This is a genomic window from Litorilituus sediminis (assembly GCF_004295665.1).
Lineage (GTDB): Bacteria > Pseudomonadota > Gammaproteobacteria > Enterobacterales > Alteromonadaceae > Colwellia > Colwellia sediminis.
Genome location: NZ_CP034759.1, coordinates 637255 through 661645, shown reverse-complemented (window position 1 = coordinate 661645; position 24391 = coordinate 637255). Strand labels below are relative to the sequence as shown.

25 protein-coding genes and 1 pseudogene are annotated in these 24391 nt (G+C 38.7%); 9 read left to right on the top strand and 17 right to left on the bottom strand.

The annotated features are described in order from the left end of the window. The first annotated feature begins 165 nt into the window (after nt 1–165). A complete protein-coding gene (locus EMK97_RS03045; RefSeq protein WP_130599328.1) occupies nt 166–465 on the top strand; it encodes a hypothetical protein in 300 nt (99 codons plus the stop codon). Between the two features lie 107 nt (nt 466–572). On the opposite strand, the gene bcp is transcribed toward EMK97_RS03045, so the two are convergent. From bcp to EMK97_RS03015, 6 genes and pseudogenes are all read right to left on the bottom strand, one after another. After that, entirely contained in the window at nt 573–1037 is a 465-nt protein-coding gene (bcp, locus tag EMK97_RS03040) for a thioredoxin-dependent thiol peroxidase (RefSeq protein WP_130599326.1), read from the bottom strand. Between the two features lie 87 nt (nt 1038–1124). Continuing rightward, a complete protein-coding gene (locus EMK97_RS03035) occupies nt 1125–1610 on the bottom strand; it encodes a bacterioferritin comigratory protein (protein WP_130599324.1) in 486 nt (161 codons plus the stop codon). Further along, nucleotides 1607–1816, bottom strand: coding sequence for a hypothetical protein (locus tag EMK97_RS03030; protein ID WP_211342262.1), 210 nt, complete (start codon nt 1814–1816; stop codon nt 1607–1609). The genes EMK97_RS03035 and EMK97_RS03030 overlap by 4 nt, the downstream gene beginning before the upstream one ends. Before the next feature lies 1 nt (nt 1817). Next, nucleotides 1818–2971 (bottom strand): IS3 family transposase gene (locus tag EMK97_RS03025; protein WP_130598651.1). Its coding sequence is split into 2 segments (ribosomal slippage): nt 1818–2713 and nt 2713–2971, totalling 1155 coding nucleotides; the frame shifts between segments, so codons are not numbered across the junction. A gap of 66 nt (nt 2972–3037) precedes the next feature. Continuing rightward, nucleotides 3038–3322 (bottom strand): annotated as a pseudogene (locus EMK97_RS03020) (redoxin domain-containing protein); the annotation flags it as partial. 241 nt (nt 3323–3563) lie between these two features. After that, a complete protein-coding gene (locus tag EMK97_RS03015) occupies nt 3564–4091 on the bottom strand; it encodes a glycine cleavage system transcriptional repressor (RefSeq protein ID WP_130599322.1) in 528 nt (175 codons plus the stop codon). A 202-nt stretch (nt 4092–4293) separates the two neighbouring features. On the opposite strand from EMK97_RS03015, the gene bamC reads away from it, so the two are divergent. Next, on the top strand, nt 4294–5463 hold the full coding sequence (bamC, locus tag EMK97_RS03010) for an outer membrane protein assembly factor BamC (protein WP_130599320.1): 1170 nt from the start codon (nt 4294–4296) through the stop codon (nt 5461–5463). Nucleotides 5464–5705: 242 nt separating this feature from the next. Here bamC and EMK97_RS03005 read toward each other — a convergent pair whose 3' ends face one another. The 8 genes from EMK97_RS03005 to EMK97_RS02970 all read right to left on the bottom strand — a co-directional run bounded on the left by EMK97_RS03005 (nt 5706) and on the right by EMK97_RS02970 (nt 13994). Continuing rightward, the gene (locus EMK97_RS03005) at nt 5706–7070 is read right to left on the bottom strand and encodes an IS1182 family transposase (RefSeq protein WP_130598330.1); all 1365 of its coding nucleotides are present in this window, start codon (nt 7068–7070) and stop codon (nt 5706–5708) included. Nucleotides 7071–7211: 141 nt separating this feature from the next. Beyond that, nucleotides 7212–7400: a DUF2897 family protein gene (locus EMK97_RS03000; RefSeq protein WP_130599318.1), complete on the bottom strand. Its 189-nt coding sequence runs from the start codon at nt 7398–7400 to the stop codon at nt 7212–7214. 29 nt (nt 7401–7429) lie between these two features. Further along, nucleotides 7430–8137 carry a M15 family metallopeptidase gene (locus EMK97_RS02995; RefSeq protein WP_130599316.1) on the bottom strand — a complete coding sequence of 236 codons (708 nt, stop codon included), beginning with the start codon at nt 8135–8137 and terminating at the stop codon, nt 7430–7432. After that, a complete protein-coding gene (gene dapE, locus EMK97_RS02990; protein ID WP_130599314.1) occupies nt 8121–9332 on the bottom strand; it encodes a succinyl-diaminopimelate desuccinylase in 1212 nt (403 codons plus the stop codon). The genes EMK97_RS02995 and dapE overlap by 17 nt, the downstream gene beginning before the upstream one ends. A 56-nt stretch (nt 9333–9388) precedes the next feature. Continuing rightward, nucleotides 9389–9736: a Spx/MgsR family RNA polymerase-binding regulatory protein gene (locus tag EMK97_RS02985; protein WP_130599312.1), complete on the bottom strand. Its 348-nt coding sequence runs from the start codon at nt 9734–9736 to the stop codon at nt 9389–9391. Nucleotides 9737–9773: 37 nt separating this feature from the next. Next, nucleotides 9774–10169, bottom strand: coding sequence for an ACT domain-containing protein (locus EMK97_RS02980; RefSeq protein WP_130599310.1), 396 nt, complete (start codon nt 10167–10169; stop codon nt 9774–9776). A gap of 457 nt (nt 10170–10626) precedes the next feature. After that, the gene (pta, locus tag EMK97_RS02975) at nt 10627–12747 is read right to left on the bottom strand and encodes a phosphate acetyltransferase (protein WP_130599308.1); all 2121 of its coding nucleotides are present in this window, start codon (nt 12745–12747) and stop codon (nt 10627–10629) included. A 14-nt stretch (nt 12748–12761) separates the two neighbouring features. Continuing rightward, nucleotides 12762–13994: an acetate kinase gene (locus EMK97_RS02970; RefSeq protein WP_130599306.1), complete on the bottom strand. Its 1233-nt coding sequence runs from the start codon at nt 13992–13994 to the stop codon at nt 12762–12764. Nucleotides 13995–14246: 252 nt separating this feature from the next. Here EMK97_RS02970 and EMK97_RS02965 point away from each other — a divergent pair, with 252 nt between their 5' ends. The 3 genes from EMK97_RS02965 (at nt 14247) to yfbV (ending at nt 16284) form a co-directional block, all read left to right on the top strand. Then, nucleotides 14247–15023 carry a class I SAM-dependent methyltransferase gene (locus tag EMK97_RS02965; protein ID WP_130599304.1) on the top strand — a complete coding sequence of 259 codons (777 nt, stop codon included), beginning with the start codon at nt 14247–14249 and terminating at the stop codon, nt 15021–15023. A 47-nt stretch (nt 15024–15070) separates the two neighbouring features. Further along, complete coding sequence (locus EMK97_RS02960) at nt 15071–15679, top strand: MSMEG_1061 family FMN-dependent PPOX-type flavoprotein (RefSeq protein WP_130599302.1); 609 nt, start codon at nt 15071–15073, stop codon at nt 15677–15679. Between the two features lie 83 nt (nt 15680–15762). Then, nucleotides 15763–16284, top strand: coding sequence for a terminus macrodomain insulation protein YfbV (gene yfbV / locus EMK97_RS02955; protein WP_130599300.1), 522 nt, complete (start codon nt 15763–15765; stop codon nt 16282–16284). Here the strand turns inward: yfbV and rlmA are convergent. Together rlmA and xthA are read right to left on the bottom strand one after the other, a co-directional pair. Beyond that, nucleotides 16241–17083 (bottom strand): 23S rRNA (guanine(745)-N(1))-methyltransferase, encoded by an 843-nt coding sequence (gene rlmA, locus EMK97_RS02950; RefSeq protein ID WP_130599298.1) that lies wholly within the window; start codon nt 17081–17083, stop codon nt 16241–16243. The genes yfbV and rlmA overlap by 44 nt on opposite strands. Before the next feature lies 1 nt (nt 17084). Further along, on the bottom strand, nt 17085–17891 hold the full coding sequence (gene xthA / locus EMK97_RS02945) for an exodeoxyribonuclease III (RefSeq protein ID WP_130599296.1): 807 nt from the start codon (nt 17889–17891) through the stop codon (nt 17085–17087). Nucleotides 17892–18433: 542 nt separating this feature from the next. On the opposite strand from xthA, the gene EMK97_RS02940 reads away from it, so the two are divergent. The 3 genes from EMK97_RS02940 to EMK97_RS02930 all read left to right on the top strand — a co-directional run bounded on the left by EMK97_RS02940 (nt 18434) and on the right by EMK97_RS02930 (nt 21130). Continuing rightward, nucleotides 18434–19150, top strand: a complete 717-nt coding sequence (locus EMK97_RS02940; RefSeq protein WP_130599294.1) for a winged helix-turn-helix domain-containing protein — start codon at nt 18434–18436, stop codon at nt 19148–19150. A 9-nt stretch (nt 19151–19159) separates the two neighbouring features. Then, a complete protein-coding gene (locus tag EMK97_RS02935) occupies nt 19160–20455 on the top strand; it encodes an ATP-binding protein (protein ID WP_130599292.1) in 1296 nt (431 codons plus the stop codon). A 114-nt stretch (nt 20456–20569) separates the two neighbouring features. Then, entirely contained in the window at nt 20570–21130 is a 561-nt protein-coding gene (locus EMK97_RS02930; RefSeq protein WP_246028864.1) for a VC2046/SO_2500 family protein, read from the top strand. A gap of 16 nt (nt 21131–21146) precedes the next feature. On the opposite strand, the gene EMK97_RS02925 is transcribed toward EMK97_RS02930, so the two are convergent. Then, nucleotides 21147–21695, bottom strand: a complete 549-nt coding sequence (locus tag EMK97_RS02925) for a YchJ family protein (RefSeq protein WP_130599290.1) — start codon at nt 21693–21695, stop codon at nt 21147–21149. A gap of 209 nt (nt 21696–21904) precedes the next feature. Between EMK97_RS02925 and EMK97_RS02920 the strand changes: the two genes are divergently transcribed. Next, nucleotides 21905–24382 (top strand): S9 family peptidase, encoded by a 2478-nt coding sequence (locus EMK97_RS02920; RefSeq protein WP_130599288.1) that lies wholly within the window; start codon nt 21905–21907, stop codon nt 24380–24382. Nucleotides 24383–24391: the final 9 nt, after the last annotated feature.

Below are 24391 nucleotides of genomic sequence, written 5' to 3'. Positions count from 1 at the left end.
TTAGCGCATGATAGCGAGAGTCATTTATATGTTTGATCATTATTGAGATTTTATTGCAGATAGCTCTTGGCACCAAAATAGTGCCGACATATACTGATCTAGGTGGCACCGATATAGTGCCACTTAGTATATCAAAAATTAATAAATTGTCAGTAGGGGCTATCTGTGGGTAAGAATCGTGATGAACTTATGTTCAATGACTTCACTTTATTATTAAAGTCAGGAGCAAGGTGGTTAGTTAAAAAAGTAAATGAGGGTGGTGAGCCTAATCATGAATTGATGATTCACTTGAGAAAAACTCGTAAGCTAGAATGTAAAACTAAGCCTAATTTAATCAAAGTACTTAAAGCATTAGAGTTTGCAATTTTGACAGGAGGAGAAGGTTCTCTTGAACAAATTATTAGCGGCAGTTATGACTTTAGGTTTTTATGGACAGGCAACATTCGTATTTTTACAGGGCAGTGAGATGCGTGAGCATCAATTCGAAATGTCAGATATTGTCTGGACTAGTTAAGGCAGAGTTTACTGCTCACACGGTTACTGTGTGAGCAATTATGATACGCAATATTTAGCTATTTACTTTTCAAGTAATCAAGTACTACTTCGTGGTGATCTTTTGTTTTAAATTTGTTGAAAATATGTTCAATATTGCCTTGTTCATCAACAAGAAAGCTGGTTCTAACTACACCCATGTTTTCTCTACCCATGAATTTTTTTAATTGCCATACATGGTATTTTTCACAAACAGCATGGTCTTCATCTGCAAGTAGGGTGAAATTAAGTTCTTGCTTGTTGGTAAAGTTCGTCAGCTTCTTTGGTGTATCTGGGCTAATACCAAGTACAATAACATTGAGTGCATCCAATTCAGCCTTAGAGTCACGCAGACCTTGTGCTTGTACCGTGCAGCCTGGAGTACTAGCACGAGGGTAAAAATAAACTAAAGCCTTTTTTCCCTTTAACTCAGATAATGTTACAGGGTTGCTGTTTTGGTCTAACAGCGTAAAGTCAGGTGCTACTTGACCAACTTCAATTGTCATATTATTTTCCTTTTGATTATTAGGTTAAAAGAGACTTAGGGGGCGCTCTTTATAATATATTTATGTGTCATAATGTGGCGTTGTAATTTATCTAAACTTGCCTTCGATTATATTATCAGGCCTAGCAGTAACCACCTTATCCATTGCCTTTTCACGCTCTTCAAATGGTATCATATCCATTAAACGTTGTACTATTCTGATATGTTTAGCTGCCTGAACTTGAAGAGCCTTTTGGTGATTTTTGGATTGTTTAAAGTGTTTATCTTTTAATTTGTTAGCTTGAGTAGTCTTTTTCTTTTGTTCTTTCAGCTGCTCTTGCAATAAATCAAGTTCCGACTCTGCTGTAGGACTCTGATCTACCGCTAAGCCCATAGACCGACTTTTTATCACTTTTTTTATATCTTTGTGATTACGAAGTGCTCCAGCAGATAGGACTGCTTCTTGTTCCACAGTACTGTAATTGATTTTTAGCTTACCTATTCTAGCCTTTTCTCTAAGTTCACGGTGTTCTGGTTCACCTCGGATTAGTCTATCTAACGCATCGATAAGTTTCTTTCTGGTTCTTTGTGTCACACTGTTTCTCCTGTAAAAGGGATAAGTAAATTTTGTACTACTTTCGGCAAAACAATAGGTTCATAATCAATGTCTAAATCTTGCATGATCCGCTCAGCAGCAGTTATCTTAATATAGGCTTCGGATGCTGTCTGAGCGGTTAGCTCATCATGTTCAATATCCCATAACATATTAATTTCAGCTTCTTTTCTTTTTGATCTGGTCAAGCTAGGCCGCACACTTTCTCCTTACACTTTCAAACTCGATTGGCGACATATCGTTTAAGGTCGTATGTAATCGAACTGAGTTATAGTATTTGATGTATTTTTCAACATCGATTTTCATGCTTTCTCTTGTTAAGTGATAAACATTTAATAGCCATTCATTTTTCAAGCTTCCGAAGAACCTTTCAACTACAGCATTATCTAAGCAAGCCCCACAACCACTCATGGATGGTGTAATTCGATTAGCCCATAGCTGAGCTCGATAGCGCTTGCTGGTATATTGTGAACCTCTATCGCTATGGAATATTAAGCCTGCTTTGGGTTGGCGTAGGTTAATTGCCATCTGCATAGCTCTCATTGTTAAATCAACGGTCATACGCTTACTTAAAGCCCAACCAATAATACGGCGAGAATGTAAATCCATTACTACAGCTAGATACATCCAGCCTTGGTGAGTTCTCAAGTAAGTAATATCACCAGCCCACGTTTGGTTAGCGCTAGCTGGATTAAACTTACGCTTAAGCAAATTATCTGCAATAGCATGACTATGCTTTCGCATGGTCGTCACTTTGTAAGCTACTCGTTGTTTTACTTGTAAGCTGAGTAACTTCATCAAACTTTTTACTCGGAAAATTCCAATATTAAAACCTTCTTTGCGTAGCAGCTTCATCAAGGTTCTGGCACCAGCACTGCTTCGGCTATCATCAAATAGTCGCTTTATACGACGATATAGTCTTAGCTCATCTGGTGTGATGATTTTAGCTGGCCGCTTAAGCCAAGCGTAATAGGCTGAGCGACTCACTTTTAAAACATTACATAGCGCACTGATTGGAAAGCGCCATTGCTGCTCTTTAATATATTCGAACTTTACTTCATTTCTTTCGCAAAGAAGGCGCTGGCTTTTTTTAGGATTTCACGCTCCATTAGCAAGCGTTTGTTTTCTTTTCTAAGCTTAACCAGCTCAGCTCTTTCATCTTTACTTAATGTTTCGCCTGAAGCTTGCTTAGCAAATTTATCTTTCCAATTATAAAGCAGCTTCGTTGTAATGCCTAACGAGTTAGCAGCTTCGGTTACGCTATAACCTTGTTCTGTAACGAGCTTTACAGCTTCTTCTCTGAACTCATCTGTATATTTTCTTGGTTTTCTTCTTTGCGTCATTTTCACACCTTTATTGTTGGATTAATTATCCTTCATAAAAGTGTGCGGTGCTATTAAATCAGATCAATCTGATAATAAAGAAAAGTTAAGTTCATCACGCTGACAGAATTTATCTAAACGCTTTACTTCGTCAGGGCTAATGCCAAATACTACTGTGTTGAACTTCTCTAGCTCTGCTTTAATATCACGCAGGCCTTGTGCTTGTACGGTACAACCAGGCGTCATCGCTTTTGGATAAAAATAGACTAAAACTTGTTTTTTACCAATATAGTCAGCTAAGGATACGCTTTCGTTATTTTCATTGGCTAATGTGAATAGCGGAGCTTTATCTCCAACAGTTAATGTGTTCATAAGTTAAATCACTTTTATTGGTTAATGATAGGTAGTTATTATAATAACCTCAGGTTTGCATAAGAAATAGCGCTAAATCTTACCAAGTTAGCAGGTTATAGCTATTTCTGATTTCTAGCTATATATTTTTGTCTGAATTCAAGGCTTTTTGAAGAAGGAATAGCTGGCTATTTCGCTTCAAAATAACGTAGAAGTCAGTAAAAATAACTGCTAGAAACGCATGGCTTATACGAAGCTAAGGTTATAATAGGTTGGCTGTGGCTTTTTTAATACAACCTTGTACATCTGTTTGCTGACAAAGTTCAAGAAAATCATGCTCAAGGTCGTCGAAACTGATTTTGTCAGTTAAGGCAAATAAAATGCTCGCTTTCATATGATTGTTTTCAGGATCAATTTCTGATTTTAATGAAGAGATATCGATTTTTCTTGTGGCAAAAAAAGCGGTCATGGCTTTTAATATACCTGGTTGATCTATCCCTGCGTAATCTGCTTGGTAGTGATGAACTAAATCAAAGGTTCTATGACCTGTGGTTCGCTTCATCATAGTAATTAAATCTAAGCTATGGGCTACAGCAGGAATTCTGCCTTCTATTTTATTAATAGCTCTGGCATCACCATTAAGTAACATGATAAAGGTGAATTCTGAGCCAAAAATTGCCATTCTGCTGTCTAAAATATTACATTCGCATTCACTTGCTAATTTAGTTAATTCGCTAACACAACCTGTACGGTCTGCTCCCATTGCTGTTAGCACTAAATATTGTGACATTTATTACGCCTAAGTTTTTTCTAAAGGGCTATTGTAACTTATCCTGAGATAAGTTGGAATCATCTTGAATTTTATTGGTCATATGCCTTGTGTTTGCAAAATGGGGCAAGTACCATGGAGCGCAAATATGGTTTATACCAAGTCTAATAGTAAATTTATCATGAAACGGCATGCAACCAAGGTTTCATCCGTAGGAGTTTTAATGAGTCGTCGAGTATTCTTTTTATCATTGTTATCTTTATCGCTAACAGCGTGTAGTTCAATGAATACCAAGCAAGCCAATGGAGATTTTGATTACGCAAATAGGGCTGAGCCTAAGCCATTAGTTATCCCTGAAGGGTTAGACAAACCAGCACAGCGTAATGAATATTATGTAACCGATAAAGTAAACCATTTAGGCCCAGTTGGTGAGAATATGGATATTCGCGCGCCATCGTTAGTTTTACCCATTGCGGCATCATCTCGAGTTGTTGAAGAATCGAGCATTTCGACCATTTGGTTTGATAAAGTGCTGGAAGATAAAGACTTATTAGATTATATCGAAATGGTGGTTTTGCAAAAACTATTACAAGATAATGTAACTCATAGCAAGGTTGAAGAAGATGTTGAAGTCACCTTAAGTAAAGTACTTGAAGGTGCAACCAGTTTAAAAGAAACCTCTATTGCCCGCGAAGGTGTACGTACATCAATAATTGAGTCTGATTGGTATCATGATGAAGTTGAGTCTGGTTGGTTATTTACCGAAGTAGAGTCAGCCACTAGTTTACGTTTTCGTTATCAATTAGTGGCTAAGCCACATGGTCGCAGTGTTTCATTAACAGTGACTTTAGCTGACTTTTTGAAAACCGATAATCGTGGTGGCAGTAAAGTGATGGATCCAATCGATCAACAACGTGCTGAAAAAGCCATGTTAAACTCTATTGTTTCATTAGTTGATTACAATTACCGCGTACAGCAGCGTGAAGATCGCTTAATGCGTGCTAACCAAAAATTAGTTTCTATCGGGCAAAACCCTGAAGCTGAGCAGGCTTATATTGTTGAAATGAACCCTGATAAGCTCTGGGAAAATATGCCGGTATTCTTTGAGAAGCACGGTTTTACTATTACCGACTTAAATGAAGAAAAGAAAATCTATTTTGTTGATTTTGTTAAGCCTGAAACCAGTGTTTGGGATGTAATTTGGGGAGAGGACGCACCTGTTATTGATGTTAGCGATGCTAAATATCAATTCGTACTTGCACCAATTGACGATAAGGGACAACAAACAGCGGTCACTATTTATAATGCTGATGGTGAGCCGCTACCGTTTGAAACCTTAGAACGTATATTCCCAGTGATTGAGGCAGGTTTGTCATTTAGGGATGTCTTTTAAAATCCCTAAGGTCAACACACCCTAATAAAAAACTCCGCAATTGCGGAGTTTTTTCAGATTACTGACAAACCCCGTCATTCTGTTCGGGGTTTGTCTTTTATGAGCAGCCGTAGGCTGCGATCTCGATATTTTTCTAGCCACGTCTTTTCTATTTTATTTGGTTTTTCTGGACTTGTTTGGGGCTTATCTTCCCTATTTGGCGTGTTAATGTCTCGAATTGAGCTTTTAAAGGGTTATCCTTTTTAGATTGCCATTATTTGGGGAATATTTGATAGCGTCATTGCTATCTTCTTCATATTTTGTGCTGCCGCAGCCATATATGCTTGCATTTGAACATTATGCTTACCTCGGTATCTTGCATACCTGTGACCATGGTGTTGCTTTGCATCAGCAAAACTTCTTTCAACGGTTTCGCATCGTCGTTTGTAAAGGTATTTACCAAGGCTTGTTAAGCGAAATTCATTAGCCCGATCTTGACTCGCAGCCATTACGTGGCGTGTTATCACTTTCTTATGACTTTTACTCTTAGTGCAATCTTTTAATTGAGGGCAATTAACGCATACCTTGGGGTCAGAATGATATTCTCGGTAACCCTCTCGACTGGTGGTCGAGTAGATTAACGTTTGCTCTTGCGGGCAGGTATACGTATCTGCTTTCTCGTCGTATTTGAAGTGCTTTTTCTTAATGGCATTCTTCGTTCGTGAAGGACGACGGTAACCAAACACCCCTTGGATGTTACGTTGTTCCAGATTAAAACAGACGGGCGCTGTGAAGTAGCCTGCATCAATACCAACAAATTCAGGGGATAGTGCAAAGCGATTTTCAATGGCATCAAGGCGAGCAATGTATGGTTGAGAATCGTGGACATTACCTGGCGTAATATGCGTATCTACAATAATGTTATAGTCGTTATCTACGGTTCTGTGGTCTAGGTAGAAAAAACCTTTTGGCTTTTCATCTCGGTGCATATAACCGCTATCACTATCGGTTTTACTTACCTTATTCCGCTTTATCTCACAATAGCCTTTATCCTTGAGTGGCTTTTTTCCAGCCGCTTTACGGTCTGCCTCCACAGCTTTGTTGATTTGCTTAATATAGGCACTGGTTGAGACGGGTTTGAGCTTGTTGGTGAACTTTCGTTTATTGGCGTTTGCTTTTAAGTGTGTGCTGTCGGTGAATAAGGCTTTGCCCCCAACTAGACCATGTTTAATGGCTTGTTGGACGATGTGATTAAATATACGTTCAAATACATCTGTGCCATTGAAACGACGAATACGATTTTGACTAAGTGTTGAGGCATCGATAACTTTCTCGGTAAGCCCCATGCGGAGAAACCATCGATACGCGACATTTACTTCGATGTCTTTGATGATTTGGCGCTCACTTTTAATACCAAATAAGTACCCAAGTAGCATAATTTTAAATAGCTGGACTGGCTCCACCGGAGGACGACCATTATCAGTGCAATATAAGTCTTTGACTTCATCTCGAATAAACTCAAAGTCAATATACTTATCGAGTTTACGAACTAGATGGTTGGCTGGAACTAACTGGTCTAGCGTGACCATTTCGAGTTCATGTTGTTGCGGGGAAGGTTCTCTTAACATGGTTAATTTTTGTAATTTTCCATGTTTTTATTAGATCAAAGTCCTAGACTACTGTCTAGGACTTTGTCATCAGTCTGAAAAAACTCCGCAATTGCGGAGTTTTTTTTCGCTTTATAAATTGTTTTTATATAGCGGTGATTTTTAAAGTTTCTTTTTATTTACCGTTGGCATTTGATGAGACTTTTTATGACTTCTGGGCAAGGTTTCTTGTAAGTCATTTAGGCTACGTTTGCGCATTTTTTGCTTTGAAGATTTTTTAAAGGTACTGAAATTGCCAATGATAATCACCAGCGCAATAACAATTATTAATACCGCTAACCAATTGTTCACTTATACCTACCTATCTCTTTAATCCGAATTTATATAACAGTGTTTACGTTAAATATATATTTGTTGGCTATGTCTTCGATATTGTCGATTATAACCTCTTTACCGGCAATGTTGCTATCTTCAAGGCTAGCACATAGCTGAGTTAGGCTAATATGTTGTTGGTACTGCTTAGCTAGCGGCATAAAAGAAATATGCCAAGGCTCTGCGGCAACACCGCCTCGATAACTATCATAAGGAAAGTAGAAGCCATGGCTGTTTGCATTAACTTGCAGCCAGGATGACAAGGGGGCTAGCGGACCTTGTTCTTGATACTCCCAAGGCTCCAATTTTAATTGGTAATTGTTATCCAGTAGGTTATCAGCGTAGACATCAATGTCACAGCCCCAATGATGCCTACTAGCACCGGGTAGGGCAGAATAGAGCATAATGGCTTGCACAATCTGATAAGGCGTTAATTTTGCGGTATCAACGGCTTTATTGTGTTTATCAAGTATAGGCGTTTTAGCTAAAAACTTATTATTCCAAATGTGCAGTTGGCGTTCAAAAGAGCGATAGCCGCTGGCAATTTTTATTGATAGACCATCGCGCTTAGCTGCATCAGATAATGCTTGATAGGCATTAAGCATTTCTTTATGTATTGCTAGGGTGTCGGTTAAATAATGCAAATGCTCGGTTGTTTGCCCTAAGAGCTGTGATTGAATATCACCTGAGATAGCTACATTAGTTACATTGGTCATTTTCATCATCAACAAGAATATTCTTTAAACAAGCGTAATAAATATCAACAAGTTGTTCTAAATCGCGGCACGATACAGACTCGTTTATTTGGTGAATGGTAGCATTACATGGACCAAGCTCGATAACTTGTGCGCCAGTTGGCGCAATAAATCGACCATCTGATGTGCCACCTGAGGTGGATAATTGCGGCGCTACCCCGGTGATTTGTTCAACAGCCTTAGTTGCGTTGGCAAGGAAACAAGAGGCATCATCAGACATTTCAGTAACAAATGGCTTACCGTTAAATGTCCATTTAATATCATAATCTAATTGGTGTTTAGCTAATATATGCTCAACTTGATCGACAATGAGCTGATCGGTTAATTCAGTGCTATAGCGCAAATTAAATAGCGCAGTTAAATGGCCGGGCACAACATTAGTAGCGCCTGTACCTGCATTGATATTTGACAGTTGAAAGCTTGTAGCCGGAAAGTAATCATTACCATGATCCCAGTGCAACTGGCTAAGCTCAGTAAGTGCTGGCATGGCTAAATGAATTGGATTTTTAACATGCTCTGGATAGGCTACGTGACCTTGCTTACCTTTAAAGTCAATTTCTGCAGAAATTGAGCCTCGACGACCATTTTTAATGACATCACCAACGCGTTCGCTACTTGATGGCTCACCAACGATACAATAAGTAATTTTTTCATTTCGCGCTTCTAACGTATCGATAACGCGGGTAGTGCCATTAATAAAGGGGCCTTCTTCATCACTGGTAATAAGGTAGCTAATAGCGCCTTTATGATCTGGAAAGTCACTAACAAATCGCTCTGTCGCAACAATCATTGCTGCTAAGCTGCCTTTCATATCAGCACTGCCACGCCCATATAGCATGCCATCAATAATAGTTGGCTCAAATGGTGGCGTATTCCAAAGCTCAAGGTTACCTGGTGGTACTACATCGGTATGACCGGCAAAACAAAACACACGATCGTTGAGGTTAGCTTGTGAAGCACTGTTTCTGCGTGACCATAAGTTGGTTGTATCTTCAAATACCATGGTTTCGTTGCTAAAGCCAAGTTTAGCTAATCGTTCTGCTATCAATTGCTGACAGCCTGCATCTTCAGGGGTAACTGATGGTCTTGCAATGAGCGCTTTAGCTAAATTTAACACGTCACTGTTGTGGTATTCTTGTTGCTCGGATGTTTTCACTTTTGACCTTTTGTTGAGTGGTTTACTTGCTTGGCTGTTATTAAAGTAGGTTTAGGTTAGTGACTAAAAAGTTGTTGGTATTGCTCTGCTTTAAAGCCGAGAACCAGTTGTTCATCTAGCTGTAATAGCGGTCTTTTTAATAAAGTTGGCTGTGATAATACTGAAGAAAACATCACTTCATCAGTTAAGTTATTTTTAACGTCGTCAGGTAAGTTACGAAAGCTGGTACTGCGCTTGTTTAAAAGTTGCGACCAATCGCTTTGCTTGACAAAAGCTTGCAGTAGTTCAGTTGTAAGAGGTTGCTTTTTAAAATCATAAAACTGATAGTTTACCTCATTTTTTTGTAGCCACTTGAGTGCTTTTTTTACTGTGTCACAGTTATTAATGCCGTAAATTGTGATCATAATAATCCTTAAAAATATTAGGTAATTTGACGATTAGCTAGTTCGATTTAGGTAATAACACTTGATATTGATTTGCACGCAGGGCTTCAACTGCCGCATTGATTTTATCTTGTTTTACCAAAATGTAGTCGGTATCGAAGGTTGACATAGCAAAGATGCTTATTTTTTCATTAGCGAGTACCGTGGAAATATTGGATAAAATACCCGTTAATGTGAAATCAAGAGGCCCAACTACTTCTAATGCTTGCCAGTCTGGCTCAACATCATCGCTATTTAATTTAACCTCTTGCGGTAAAACAATTGATATTTCATCAAATGTCTTAGCGATAAAATAAATATAAGCTTGAAAAACCTGTGATGGGATTTCAGTGTTTTTAGCCAAGCTATGAATGGCAAACTTTTCATCAATTAGTCTAAGTGTTAACTGAGCCATTTTATTTTACATCCTTGACTTCGAAACTTTAGGGGATTTTCTTCATAATATAGCATTTTCACCAGCTAACACTAGCGTAATGGACAATTTATTCGGTATTTAAATACTTTACTGACTTTGAATTGTGAGAAAAACGTGGTGTTTTAATTATATTTCTAGCTTATTGCAATAATATCTAGTTTTAATTGAATTGATTTGCCGTTACTAAGGATCTTTACTTTTATTCAAGTATCCACAAAACCTGTGGATATCTTTGTGAGTATTCATTGGGGTGTTTTATAGTTTATTGTTTTATAAAGAAATAGTTGTTAGTACATTTTTTGATAGGTGTTAAGGTTTATACATTCTTTTAATAAAGTTTTAAAAAAGATGCTTAGAAATGAAAAGTATGTGGAAATAGGCTTTTTTAGCGGTTATTTAAGGTTAAATTCGCTAAAAAAGCCTTGTTTATGTGATTTTACTGTTTTGCTTGAATTGCTGTTAACGCGATCGTATAGACGATATCATCGACTAAGGCGCCGCGAGAAAGATCGTTCACCGGTTTATTCATACCTTGTAACATAGGGCCAATACTAACAAGGTCTGCTGAACGTTGAACCGCTTTATAAGTGGTATTGCCGGTATTAAGATCTGGGAAGACAAATACTGTAGCTTTACCAGCAACAGGGCTATTAGGTGCTTTTTTCTTGGCAACGTTTTCCATAATCGCTGCATCATATTGTAGCGGACCGTCAATGATAAGATCGGGACGCTTTTTCTTTGCCAGCGCTGTCGCTTTAGCAACCTTTTCTACATCTGCGCCGTGACCTGAGCTACCCGTACTGTAACTTATCATGGCCACTCTTGGCTCAATGCCAAAAGAGGCTGCAGAATCAGCTGATTGAATGGCAATATCGGCAAGTTGTTCAGCATTTGGCTCTGGGTTAATGGCGCAGTCACCATAGACAAGTACTTGATCTGGCAACAACATAAAAAAGATTGAGGAGACAAGGGAGCTATTCGGTGCTGTTTTAATAAGCTGCAATGCAGGTCTTATGGTATTTGCTGTCGTATTTACCGCACCAGAAACTAAGCCATCAACTTGCCCAAGTTGTAACATCATAGTGGCTAACACGACGTTATCTTGTAGGCTTTCTTGGGCGATTACTTCGGTTAAACCTTTGTCTTTTCTTAATTCGACCATAGGGCCGATATAGTTTTCTCGAATGTTATCAGGGTCGGTTATCAGTAAGTTATCGGGTAAATAAATACCTTGATGCTCAGCTATTTGCAAGATCTCTTCTTTGTTACCAATTAACTGACAACGGGCGATATTACGCTCACAACAAATTGCAGCCGCTTTAATGGTACGAATATCAGTACCCTCAGGTAAGACAATAAGTTTATTGGCTTGTCGAGCAAGCTCGGTTAACTTGTGTCTAAATGCTGGCGGTGATAATAAGCTGGTGTTATCACTTGCCGCGGTAAGTTTACTTAACCATTCGCTATTTAAGTTATCGGCAACGTGTTGCTTGACCTTTTCGTGACGTTGTATGTCATCTTGTGGAATTTCAGGGTTAAAGCTCATAATGTGTCTTGATGTTTGCCATGTATCCCATGGTACTGATAAGACAGGTAAGCCTGCATCAAGTGCTTGCTTACATAAATCCCATACTTGCTCTGATGGCTCATAACCATTGGTTAATATAAGCGCGCCTAATTTAGTACCGTTAAGGGCAGATAAACAGGTGGCAATAATGATATCTGTTCTATCGCCCGGCGTTACAATCAGGCGACCGGGTACTAAATAACTGACTAGGTTACTGACACTGCGGGCACAAAAAGCAACGCTTCTAAAGCGTCTGTGTTGCATATCACCGGCGTTGATCACTTTTGCTTCTAAATAGTTACAAATATCAATAACGCGCGGAGCCATTAAATCTAACTCCCAAGTGACTGTGCCGAGCAAGTCAAAATCTCGGCCTTTAAATATGGTAAGGTTTTGCCATGGCGCTAGATTAAAGTCATTTTCAATGTCTTCTTCGCGAGGAAGCAGGCCAAATTCATCTTGATCTGGGCTATTGAGTTTATTGATAATGCAACCTATTAAGTGCTTATTTTTGATACCCCCATAGGTTTCTGCGCTGACTTCGATACGATCTTCAAACTCTTCTGCACTGTCGTTACCTGGGCTTGCTACTAAAACAATATCTGCACACAGGGCTTGAGCAACATCACGATTGATACGTCCAGCATAGGGTTGCCTTGTTGTTGGAACCAGACCTTCAATGATGACAACATCTTGCTCTTGATTAAAGTCATCAAAATTGGCAACAATTTCTTCAAGTACGACATCATGAAGACCGTCACCCATTTTTTCTTCAACATAGCTAAGAGAAACACTGGTACTGTTTTGCGATAGGCTGATAGCTTCAACGGTTTTATTTTTCTTAGCTAAGGTATTTCTTGATGGCTGACTAATAGGTTTAAAGTGACCAACCTTAATACCGTTTTGCTCACAAGCATGCAATAAGCCTAATGAAACACTTGTAAGGCCTACGCCTGAGCCCACCGGGATGAGCATGATTCTATGTGACATAATTTAATCCTTAGTTACCTTGCTAACTGCTGTAATAGTGCATTTGATTGCTCGGCAATCACCCATTCTTCATTGGTGGCTATTACCCAACAGTTGCGAGCTGAATTAGCGGCAATATTGCCTGATTTGCCAAATCGCGTTGCTTGATTTTTCTCTGGGCACAGCGCAAAGTTTAATAAACTAAGCTGCTTAACCACTTCATTTCGCACCCAATCAGAGTTTTCGCCAATGCCGCCAGTAAAAATAAGGCCATCTAAGTCAGTAAGGCTGGCACTAAAGGAAGCAATGCTTTTAGCGATGCGATAACAAAATACTTCTAGTGCGAGTTTGGCTTGGGCATTGTTATCCTCTAGCATGGCTTGCTCAAGTGTTCGACAATCGTTACTTAGTTGCGATAAGCCGAGTAAACCACTTTCTTTGTTGATTAATTTATCTAATTGTTCGCTGCTATAACCTAAGCGCTCAATAAGGTGAATGAGAATACCGGCATCAACATCACCACTGCGTGTGCCCATCATCACGCCTTCAACCGGCGTCATACCTAAACTTGTATCAACGCTTTTACCGTTTTTAATCACAGTAACACTACAGCCATTGCCTAAATGGGCGCTAATGAGGTTACAGTCTGCCAGCGGTTTGTTTAATTGTTGTGCTGCTTGATTAGCAACAAAATAATGGCTGGTGCCGTGAAAGCCATAGCGACGAATGCCATGCTCTTTATATAAGTGATAGGGTAAACCATACAAGTAAGCTTTCTCTGGCATAGTTTGATGGAATGCTGTATCAAAAATAGCGATTTGTGGCAGGCTAGCAAAAGCATTTTGACATGCTTTAATGCCAATAAGGTTAGCTGGATTATGTAAAGGAGCAAGCTGTGATAATTGTTTGATTGTTTGCTCTACATTTTCATCAATTAAAGTTGGCTCAGCATAATATTCACCGCCATGAACCACGCGATGACCAACCGCTATAATATCATCTGTTAAGTTTTGCTGTTTTAATGTGGTAACAAGGGCGTCTAAGGCGACTTGGTGATCAAAAGGTGATGCTAAAGCAATCACGTCTTTATTTTCCGCTATTTTTATTTTAATACGAGCATCGTCAGTTAATAGACATTCTGCTAGCCCTGATAACAGGGTATTGCCAGTTGCAGGTTGTATTAAGGAAAATTTAACGGAAGAGCTACCGCAATTAATGACTAAAATTGCGTCATTATCTGCTTGCTTAGGTTTGAGTGTAGAGTTCATATTTAGGCTTTTGTTTGCGTTATTAAATTAATATTTATCATTGGTAATGATAAATATTATAACGACTAACTTTGAAATAAATCTTGATGCAATACAATAAAATTAAACTAAGCGGACAAGTTTTTATAAATTTTGACACAATTAAATTTGGCACTTTGGGTGCTGTTCAGTTGTAATAGCTCAATATTAGTTGCTGGCCGTGAGTGTTAATAAACTCAGGCAATGACGTAGTTGTTAGGAGAATGATAAACAGTGGATTATTTAGATATTAATAAAAAGTCTTGGGATAAAAACACAAAAATTCACTTGGATTCTAAGTTTTATGACGTTGACGCTTTTGTTAAGGGGAAGTCATCGTTAAACCCCATTGAATTAGCGCAACTTGGTGACGTTAAAAACAAAGCGTTATTACATTTACAATGTCACTTTGGCTTAGATAGTTTGTCTTGGGCAAGGTTAGGAGCCAAGGTGACGGGTGTTGATTTATCTAGCCAAGCAATTGATAGTGCCAAAGCGTTAGCTAAAAAAATAAATGTCAGGGCAAACTTTATTAATGATGACGTTTATAGCTTTGCTGAAAAGAATAGCAAGACTTATGATTTGGTTTATACCTCTTATGGTGTTTTGTGTTGGCTGCCAGATCTTACCTTATGGGCAAGCGGTATTGCTAAGGCATTAAAAGAGGGGGGCGAGCTACATTTGATAGAGTTTCACCCGGTAAATGATTTGTTATCTGGCTATTCTTACTTTCCAAGTCCTGAACCTGATATTGAAGAAGAAACCACTTACACCGAAAATTGTGGTGATGAAAAATCTACCATGGTGACTTGGCCACATTCATTAGCCGAGGTGTTATCAGCCTTAATTAAAGCGGGTATTAGTATTGAAGAAGTGAATGAGTTTCCATATAGCCCATATGAGTGTTTTGAGCATTTGCAGTATGTAACCGATAAAGGTTATTGTCGCAAAGAGCAGGGGCAACTTGTGCCGTTAATTTATGCGATTAAAGGGCGAAAAGTTACTAAATAACCCGAATTTAGGTTAAATAAATTTTCGTGATTAATAAAGGAGTATATGTGACTTACATAACGTCAGAGCAGAAATTAAGAGAAGTCTTTGGTTTTGCGAAAGGCCGTGCGCAAGCAAAGTGTTTAACGCAATTGGAGCAGCACAGTATAAATTTTATTCATTTGTCTGCTTTTATGACTATATCAACCTTTGATAGTCACGGACGTGTTGACTGCTCGCCGCGAGGTGGTGAACAAGGGTTTGTAAAGGTGATTAATGATAACTGCTTTATTATTCCTGAAGCCAAAGGTAACAACCGCCTCGACAGCTTAGTTAATATTTTACGCAGCGGGCGTATTGGCTGTCTGTTTTTAATTGCAGGTGTTGATGAAACACTGAGAATTAATGGCTCGGCAAGGATTTCAGTAGATGAGACTCATCTTACTTTATTTTCTGAGTTAAAGAATCCGCCTAAAGCTTGTATTGAGGTGCAAGTTGAAGAGGTCTTTTTACATTGTGCTAAAGCGTTAATGCGTGCGAGGTTATGGCATAAAGATAGTCAAATTATACGCAGTGACTTTCCCACTATGGGGCAGATCTTAAAAGCGCAATTAGCACTCGAAGAGCCAGTAGAAAGCCAGCAGCAGATGCTTGCTCGTTATCAAAACGATTTGTAATCATGATAATAAGTATTAGTTAATGTTATCAGCAATAACAGATCAAACTGTAGAAATAGTGGAATTGCTGCTATAGTACCAATATGAAAATGAGTGTTATAGAACTAATCAAGTTAGGGCAGAAGTACTTAAAGTTGTGGCCTGAAAAGCCAGAGTTAGCCCATTACTTTGCTGACTATAAGGCAGTGCAGGCAAGTCGTTTTGTGTGCAAGTACTTTCCCGCTTTAGCTATATTTACTGTGATCATGCAGCTGTATATCGCTTCTGGCTTAGTTATGGGTCAGGGTAGTGTTGAAGCTGCGTTAGCGGCACTGCCGCAAGCATTATTTTATGGTTTATTCTTATTAACTATGCCTATTCAGGCGTTAGTTATCTCAGGTGTTAAAGCTGATAAATTATTACCCCCATCCTTGGCTTCTTGGTATCGAAGTGGTATTGAAAAAGCTAAGCAGCAAGGGCAAACCGATGGCGAGCAAAAGTTTAACAGGCAAGCGCTAGAGTCAATTAGTAAGCTTGCCGTATATAAACCTCGTTATATTGATTTAGCCAAGTTATTACAAATTACTTTTTATACAGCCTCAATACAAAATCAGCGTGACAGGTAAAAGATGTCGTTGATTTTAATTTATCTATCACAGCTTGACTTGCTTTAAAGGCAAAGGGGGTCATTGCTAAAAGGTTAATGGCATCGTCACTGTTAGCAAAGCACATGGCGTAATTTACTTTATGCTCAGCTAGCATTTTTAACTTTTCAATCGGCTGCTTACTTTCATCGTGTGCTTTTGCTTGTTGGTAAATCAACTCTTTTAGCTCAAATAAATGTTTCTCACCTGGCGTAACCGTTAATAAGTAACCATTGTTATTGAGTATTCTAGTGAATTCCTCTTCTAAAATTGGCGCATAGACACTGGTAATCCATGCAAATTGCTCATTGGCAAAAGGTAAATCTGCGAGGGTAGCGACACTGAAGTGGCAGTTTTGATAGCGCTTAGCGGCAATTTTTATTGCTTCTTTGGCAATATCAACCCCGTATACTGTATTGACAGCAGTTTTATGTTGATGGGTATAAAAGCCTTCACCACAGCCAGCATCAAACACTTCACCAGCCAGATCAGCATACTCTTGATATAAGGCTAGCATTTTATCTATTAAGGGTTGATAGTGGCCTTGATCTAAAAAAGCACGCCTTGCTTGCACCATGGCTTTATTATCGCCCGGTGCTTTTGAATGCTTAAATTGTACCGGTAATAAATTAACATAACCTTGTTTGGCTTGATCAAAGCAGTGGTTGTTACTGCAACGGTATGTTTTATCGCTAAGCTGTAATGGATGTTGGCAAAGTGGGCAGCGGTATTTTGGCTGCTCGCTTGGGTGTGCGCTTGGCTGTGATGTAAGTACTGTCATATTATTTAAATGTTGACCAAATAGGGGCATGATCAGACGGTTTTTCAATGCCTCTCAGTTCATAATCAATGTCAGCGTCGATACATTGCTTAGCCAGCTTTTCTGTGGCTAAGACAACATCAATGCGTAGACCGCGATTATCATCAAAGCCTCTTGAGCGATAATCAAACCACGAATAACGCTCGGCACGTTCTGGATGTAATTCCCTAAAGGTATCTTTTAAACCCCAATCCATTAACCTTGCTAGCCATTGTCTTTCTTCAGGTTGGAAACTGCATTTACCTGTTTTCAACCAGCGTTTTCTGTTGGGCTCACCTATACCAATATCTAAATCAATAGGCGAAATATTAATATCTCCCATAATGACAATGTTTTCATCTGGGTTATGATGCTCGTTAAGGTAAGTCATCAAATCTTTATAGAATTGTCGTTTATACGGAAACTTGGTTTCATGAGCTATGTTATCCCCTTGAGGGAAGTAGCCATTTAATACCGTAACTTTTTCACCATGATTATTTTCTGTGGTAACCATAATCATGCGGCGCTGAGCTTCATCGGTGTCAGTTGGAAAGCCTTTTTGTACACTCAACGCGGCTTTTTTACATAGCATGGCAACGCCGTAATGAGCTTTTTGGCCATGAAAATAAACGTGATAGCCCATAGCTTCAACTGCATCTAATGGGAATGCTTCATCGTGAACTTTTATTTCTTGTAAGCCAATAATATCTGGCTGATGTTTGTCTATAATGGCTTGTAATTGATGTAATCTTGCGCGCAAGCCATTAATGTTAAACGAGATGATTTTCATAGCAATCCTAATCACATTTTGCAGAATAATTGATAAAGGCTGATCTTGCGTGTTTCTATTGGCACTCGCAAGTTTTTTTTGGTCAAACTCAGTGTTAATCGCAATCTAGTTGTTAATTTGAGCAAAGCCTCTGTTAAATATTGTAATTTTATCGTAACAGCAAGTAGCAGATATTGTTTAACAGGTCTAACTTGTTTAAGCTAACCATCAATAAGTAATACCAAGTGAAAAAATGATTTGCTCTCTCAGCGAGAATTAAAAGGCTTAGAGGCAAGGCGCTGAATGAAAAGAATGGTTATTCCCTTGTTGAGTTCAGTAACGCTGCATATAAGCCTTTTAAACTCGCCCTTTGGGAGCTTGTCAGAGGCAAGATAACTGCGGCAGATTTGCTCAATGTAGAATAACTATATTGTCACAATATCTTTCTTGTTCTCTCACCTCTGACATAGCTCTGAGATGACTAAAGCATTATTTCAATTGGTATAATTTCATTGTCAAAGTTACCAGATATAGTAACTAGCTTAATAAAAAGGAAAGTGAAGATGGCGGATAGTAATTCATCAGTAAAAAAAATATTGTTAGTCGAAGATGATCATCAATTGTCAGATTTAGTTACAGACTTCCTTACCAGTGAAGGTTTTCATGTAAAGCAAGAGTTTCGCGGCGATACCGTAGCGAAAAGAGTCAAGCTATTTAACCCAGATTTAATCGTGTTAGATATTATGTTACCTGGTAAAGATGGTTTTGCCGTGTGTCGCGATTTACGCCCTGATTTTAGCGGGCCAATTTTAATGTTAACGGCAAAAAGTACGGATTTTGATCAGGTGCTAGGTTTAGAAATTGGCGCTGATGATTATGTTATTAAACCGGTAGAGCCAAGAGTTTTATTAGCAAGAATTACCGCGTTATTACGTCGTGGTCAGTTACCTAACCAAAGCGAAGAAAAAGGTGAAATTACCTGTGGCGGCTTATACATTAACCGCGCTTCACGTAAGGTAACCTTGCAAGATGAAAATATTGATTTAACCAGTCAAGAGTTTGACTTGTTATGGTTATTAGCAAGTAAGGCGGGCGAAGTACAAAACCGTGATTATATCTACAAAGCGGTAATAGGTCGCGAATATGACGGTTTAGATAGAAGTGTTGATGTGCGAATTTCTCGCTTACGTAAAAAGCTGCATGACAGTACTGAGACACCATTTAGAATCAAAACGATTTGGGGTCAAGGTTACCTTTTTGTACCTGATGCGTGGAATTAAGGTCAAATAATGAAATTAGGACGTTCCTTTTTTAACCTGTATTTTTTCATTATTTCCACCTTCATCGTGTTCTCTTGGGCACTTGATGAAGTGTGGAATTCTTATCTAGAACAAGATATAGAGTCCTATACTGGCTATAAAACCATGTTGTTCGCTTTGGGAGATTATGTAAAAAAACACCCTGAGCATGAATGGGAAGATATTATCAATGGCGCAGCACGGCGTTTTGAATTGCCTTTGAAGTTGATGACTATTGCAGAAGTTGAAGCAATTGATCATAGCCATCATAGGGAGTTAATTAATAATAATGTTCATATTTATTATTATGAATCTATGGTGGTGTTGGATTATTTGATTGAAGATACTGATTTTGTCATCACCTTAGGTCCAGCTAAAATGCCAACTAGGCCTCGAGTAAAAGCGATATATAGAGTGCTTATTTTAGCAACCTTTGGCGTCATTATCTTTATTTGGCTGTGGCCAATGTCACGTGATTTGGAGTTGCTTAAAAAAGCCACCAAGGAATTTGGTCAGGGAGACTTTACTTCAAAAGCACCTGCGGCGAAGTCTACTATGATAGCACCTATGATAGCTTCGTTTAATATGATGGCAGCACGCATTAAACGCTTGATTGATGCCCATAAAGAGTTAACCAATGCGGTATCACATGAACTGAGAACGCCGCTTGCTCGGACAAAGTTTGCTTTGCAAATGCTCGCTAGCGTTAAAGATGAAGAAAAGCGTGATAAATACCAGCAGCAAATTGGTCATGATATCAGAGAGCTTGAAGAACTGATTAATGAAATGTTGATTTATGCCGCTTTTGATAATGATAAGCCAGAGCTAAATTTTGTTGGTACAGATATTAATGAGTTAGTTAAAACACAAATTGCCAGCCATGATCAGTTTGCCAGCTCAATTGAGTTAGTAAATCATGCACCGCAGCTTATGGTGTGTTGTGATGGACACTTTATTGATAGAGCGGTTAATAACTTTATCAGTAATGCCATTAAATATGGTAATGGCCAAGTACGGGTTACCATTTCACAAGAGCATGATCAGTGTAGTATTTGCGTGGAAGACAATGGTGACGGTGTGCCTGATGAGTTTAAAAGCGTTATTTTCGATGCTTTCTCACGTGGTGATCAATCCAGAAATCGTGAAACAGGTGGTTTTGGCCTAGGGCTGGCTATCGTTGCTCGGATAATGGAGTGGCATAAAGGTCAAGCAAGTATTGGTGATAGTGAGCTAGGTGGGGCAGCGTTTACCCTAACATTACCAATTAAAGAACAAAAAGCAGATTAGCTAAGCAAAACATAGTAAGGAAAACAGTAAATAAAAGTAAAAAATCGGCTAAACTTTTTCTAAGTTTAGCCGATAGCTTTTTTACAGGTAGTTATTTGTAAAGAAGAGTTGTTCTTGTCAGTAAAAACATCCACTAATTTATCACCAGCAGAGCTTAATACCAAGCAAGTGCCTTTGTTGCATGAGTTGCAGCTTGGTGAGCAGTTAAATGAGTGTGTACATCAAACCAGACGAGCCGATTTTGCCTTGATGTTAGCTATGCTTGCCGATGATGTGCGTGAGCAAAGCCAATTTATTCTACCTAGTAGTCAACAAATCAATTCCCCCTCAAATACAGAACAAGCGCTACGAGCACAACTTGAACTGGCAAAAGCTGCTCCTATTAGCTTAGAAACAATGGATGATATTTCATCATTTAACCAAGCCCAGCTGGTACAAGCCAATGATTTGGAGACATTGCGCTTACAAAATCACCTTAATCCTAAAGCAATAAGTTTTAGGAATGATGCTAAGCATATTGATACTCAAGTGATGACCAATACCAGTGTTCATTGTCAAGCTAAGCATAAGCAAGGGCAGAGCAAAACGGTGATGAATCAAACGTTAAGTTTTAATGCTAAGCTTTGGCTTAATGCTGTACAGCAAAGCTTAGTTAAAGCGCCGCTTGTCGCATAGATATTAGCTGTGCTGCTTAACGGCCACAGCAATGCTTATATTTTTTAATCTTTTTACTTTTTTGCTGACCATTATTGTCATTCAGTTGGTAACAGGGGCAGGGATCATTACGCTTAATCTGAGTTAATGCTTGATGTTTGATGATGTCACCATCTAAATAGCGCCATGCAAGTTGATTATCATCATTTAACTCTTGAATAAAACGAGACTTTTCTCGCATCTCATATAAGGTATCTTGCTGTATATAAAAAGCTGAAAACTCAACATAATCATAGTCATCGGTGCATTCATTACCGGTGGAATTAGTTTGGCTATATACGGTGAGTTTTACCCATTTACATTGCTGAGCCCATTCTTCTATATCTGCAATAGATTGCTGCTTTTGACTTGCCTTGGCATAGGTTTGATAAATGTATTCAGCATTGTTTAAGCTATAGGCGCAATAGCGAGAGCGCATTAATTGCTCAGCGGTTGTTGGTAATATCACCCTCTTGTTGGCAGCAAGATTTATAAATCGTTCACAGCATTGGTTACTGTGAAGATTAGAGCCACAAGGACAAAACATAAAACAAAACCTTCAAGGTAAATAAAAGCTTGCTAGTTTACCGTAAATAATTGGCGATTTGTCGCTTTCATTTACACAATTGAACTTTTTTCTATTAATCTCTATGGTTATACCATTGACCGTACAGATAACTGTTTGTCAGGGCACTTTTCTTGGTGCCAGTGTATTCAGTTGCCTGCTAACCTAGCTCTAGAAATAAGATGTAATTTATGAAATATAAACTCATTGCTGCCGCTTTAACCTTGTCATTATCAGCCTGTAGTAGCCAATCCATAACCGCCAAAGCGAGTTCAGTTGAGCCGGCGCAGCAGGTAAGCCTAGCTGCTTCAGCTACTAGCCTTCAAGATCAGCAAAATGTTATAACACTCAAACAAATTATGGCCGACCCTGATTGGTTTGGTCGTGCGCCAGAGTCTTGGTATTGGGGCGATGATAGTAAAACTATTTTTTATCGCCAAAAACAGCTAGGTAACCCACTTAGAGATCTATATCAATTAACGCCAGCGCAGCAAGCATCGAAAGACAATGGTCAACTCGTTTCACTGGCTAAGCAACATCAATATGATGATAAAAATGCCCAAGTAAATAGTGCGGGTACTCATGAAATATATATCTTTAAGGGCAATGTTTATCTAAAAGATTTACGCAGCCAAGTGGTAAAGCAAGTTACCAGAACATCAACGAAAGCAAGCCAAGCCATGTTTTTAACCAATGGTGATATTGCCTATCGTGTCGGTAATAGTTTTTATCAACATAATTTGTTAAACGGGCAGGTTATCGAGCTGGCAACCTTAGTATTGGCAGATAAAAAGCCAGCGGTAAAACAACCTGAAAGTTATTTAGCAAAAGAGCAGCATAAACTCATTGATTATATTGCTTTACAGCAGAGAAATAATCAGCTTAATGTCCAGCAAGTAGAAAATTTGCAAAGGGAAAATGATACGGTTGCTGATAGTCGTTTTTATTTAGGTAAAGACAAACGTGTTCGCCATGCTGTGTTATCGCCTAATGGCACTAAATTAATTGTCAGTATAACTGACAACAAACCTAGCCGAGCAAAAACCGATATTATGCCTAATTACATTACTAGTGATGGTAATATTGCCGCAGAAAAGGTTAGAGCACGTGTCGCTGACAACCGAAAGTACAATGAGTCTTTGTATGTCCTTGATTTAGTTAACTCAAGTAAAGTGCCACTAAGTTACGATACTTTATCTGGCTTTGATGATGATGTGCTAGCGGATGTTAAAAAGGAAAACTACGCTCGCCTTGGTAAAAAATATCAAAGCAAGAAGAAGCCTCGCAATATTCATGTATTGAGTATGCGCCAACCAATAAAATGGTCAGCCGACGGTACGCAGGTAGCCTTGATGCTAGAGGCTTGGGATAATAAAACCCGTTGGCTTACCAGTGTTGACTTTGCTGATGCAAGTTTAACAACTCAGCATAAATTGCACGATGATGCTTGGATCAACTGGAGCTTCAATGAATTTGGTTGGTTAAGCAAAGACGGCAAAAATAGTCTTTATTATCTTTCTGAAGAAAGCGGCTATTCACACCTTTATCATAAGCCGTTAAATGGTAAAGCCAGACAATTAACGTCTGGTAATTTTGAAGTAAGTGATATTACCGTAAGTAAACATCAAGATAAGTTTATTTTTAAAGCCAATAAAAAGCATCCTGGTATTTATGAAATTTATCAGGTTGATTTAGCTAAGAATTTTACTGCCTTAACTGATTTGGGCGGTATGAATAACTATCAATTAAGCCCTGATGAGTCTAAATTACTTGTTGAACATTCAACCTTGACTATGCCACCTGAGCTTTATGTTAAAGCGCTAGACACTAATCAAGCTGCAACGCGTGTTACTTATACCGTATCTGAGCAGTTTTTAGCTATGCCATGGACAGCGCCCAATATTGTAGCCATTAAATCAAGTCATCAGGCACAACCTATTTACTCAAAGGTTTATCTGCCGAAAAATTATGATGTAACGGCCGAGAAAAACAAAGCTGTTATGTTTAGCCATGGTGCTGGTTATTTACAAAATTCCCATATGGGTTGGTCTGGTTACTTTAGAGAGTTTATGTTTCATTCCATGTTAGTGCAGCAAGGGTATGTTGTCATTGATATGGATTACCGTGCTTCAAAAGGTTATGGCCGAGATTGGCGTACCGCAATTTACCGCCACATGGGCAGTGTTGAAGTTGAAGATATGCGAGATGGTGTTAATTGGATAATTGAAAATGCCAATGTAGATCCTAAACGCATTGGTACTTATGGTGGCTCTTATGGCGGTTTCTTAACTTTAATGTCTATGTTTACAGCGCCTGACTTATTTGCTTCTGGCTCTGCGTTGAGACTTGTATCTGACTGGGCTTATTATAATCATGGTTATACCTCTAATATATTAAATACCCCAGAAGATGATGCTATTGCCTATGAGCGTAGCTCACCGATTTACTTTGCTGAAGGCTTAGAGAAACCATTATTAATCAATGCGCCTATGGTTGATGATAATGTTTTCTTTGAAGACAGTGTTCGTCTTGTACAGCGTTTAATCGAGTTAGAAAAACAAGACTTTGAAACAGCAATTTACCCGGTAGAGCCGCATGGTTTTGTTCAGCCAAGCTCGTGGTTAGATGAATACCGCCGTATTTATAAGCTGTTTGAAAATACCTTATAGTTTGCTTAA

Bases quoted from the DNA above. Each gene is read 5' to 3' on its own strand.
- EMK97_RS02970 (WP_130599306.1), bottom strand. From the start codon at position 13,994: ATGAACTCTACACTCAAACCTAAGCAAGCAGATAATGACGCAATTTTA.
- bamC (WP_130599320.1), top strand. From the start codon at position 4,294: ATGAGTCGTCGAGTATTCTTTTTATCATTGTTATCTTTATCGCTAACA.
- bcp (WP_130599326.1), bottom strand. From the start codon at position 1,037: ATGACAATTGAAGTTGGTCAAGTAGCACCTGACTTTACGCTGTTAGAC.
- EMK97_RS03015 (WP_130599322.1), bottom strand. From the start codon at position 4,091: ATGTCACAATATTTAGTGCTAACAGCAATGGGAGCAGACCGTACAGGT.
- yfbV (WP_130599300.1), top strand. From the start codon at position 15,763: ATGAAAATGAGTGTTATAGAACTAATCAAGTTAGGGCAGAAGTACTTA.
- EMK97_RS02995 (WP_130599316.1), bottom strand. From the start codon at position 8,137: ATGACCAATGTAACTAATGTAGCTATCTCAGGTGATATTCAATCACAG.
- xthA (WP_130599296.1), bottom strand. From the start codon at position 17,891: ATGAAAATCATCTCGTTTAACATTAATGGCTTGCGCGCAAGATTACAT.
- EMK97_RS02925 (WP_130599290.1), bottom strand. From the start codon at position 21,695: ATGTTTTGTCCTTGTGGCTCTAATCTTCACAGTAACCAATGCTGTGAA.
- EMK97_RS03005 (WP_130598330.1), bottom strand. From the start codon at position 7,070: ATGTTAAGAGAACCTTCCCCGCAACAACATGAACTCGAAATGGTCACG.
- pta (WP_130599308.1), bottom strand. From the start codon at position 12,747: ATGTCACATAGAATCATGCTCATCCCGGTGGGCTCAGGCGTAGGCCTT.
- EMK97_RS02985 (WP_130599312.1), bottom strand. From the start codon at position 9,736: ATGATCACAATTTACGGCATTAATAACTGTGACACAGTAAAAAAAGCA.
- EMK97_RS02980 (WP_130599310.1), bottom strand. From the start codon at position 10,169: ATGGCTCAGTTAACACTTAGACTAATTGATGAAAAGTTTGCCATTCAT.
- EMK97_RS02940 (WP_130599294.1), top strand. From the start codon at position 18,434: ATGGCGGATAGTAATTCATCAGTAAAAAAAATATTGTTAGTCGAAGAT.
- rlmA (WP_130599298.1), bottom strand. From the start codon at position 17,083: ATGACAGTACTTACATCACAGCCAAGCGCACACCCAAGCGAGCAGCCA.
- EMK97_RS02935 (WP_130599292.1), top strand. From the start codon at position 19,160: ATGAAATTAGGACGTTCCTTTTTTAACCTGTATTTTTTCATTATTTCC.
- EMK97_RS02920 (WP_130599288.1), top strand. From the start codon at position 21,905: ATGAAATATAAACTCATTGCTGCCGCTTTAACCTTGTCATTATCAGCC.